Raw genomic sequence first — 666 nt, forward strand, 5'->3', positions numbered from 1 at the left:
ACCAGTGAAAGGGGTATTTTTTATGCGTTATAGTTATGAGTTTAAAGTAAAATGTGTTGAGATGTATGAAAGAGGAGAATATCCAGATACACCTAATGGAATAACAACTAGAAAATTTAGAGATACTATTAGGAAATGGAAAAGAATGGTTGATTCATTAGGCGTAGGCGTCTTGCAACATAAAACGAAAAATAAGAAGTGGAATCCAGAAGAAAAACTAGTATTAGTTTCCAAAATTTTAGCTGGTTATTCATATAATTCCGTTGCGCTAGAGAATGGAATTAATTATAGGATATTATATAATTGGGTTCAAAAATATAAGGAAAAAGGTTATAATGGACTTGTAGATGAGAAGAAAGGAAGACCAAGAAAGGTACCTATCATGAAAGAAAATAGTAGTCCTAAACCATTAAAAGAATCAGAAAGAGAAGAATTAATTAGATTACGTGCAGAAAATAAATTTATAAAAACGGAAATTGAAAATATTAAAGCAGAAAAAGAAATAATAAAAAAATTAATAGCCTTGAGGCGAGAAAAATGGGCTGTGCAACTCAAGGCGAAAAAGCAGCAATCATCAAAGAACTTAGAAAAAAAGGATATCAATTAAAATGTCTTTTACAAGAAATAGGAATGGCAAAATCAACATATTATTATTTAGTAAATAAG

The 666-nt window shown here is 29.3% G+C and carries 1 protein-coding gene; it reads left to right on the top strand.

The genetic code is table 11. The features are described from left to right. On the top strand, window positions 1-607 hold a 607-nt coding region (locus PNO30_RS08665), incomplete at its 5' end, for a helix-turn-helix domain containing protein (RefSeq protein ID WP_334212536.1). Window positions 608-666 lie beyond the last annotated feature (59 nt).

Source organism: Gemella haemolysans (genome assembly GCF_028308085.1).
Classification (GTDB): Bacteria; Bacillota; Bacilli; order Staphylococcales; family Gemellaceae; genus Gemella; species Gemella haemolysans_D.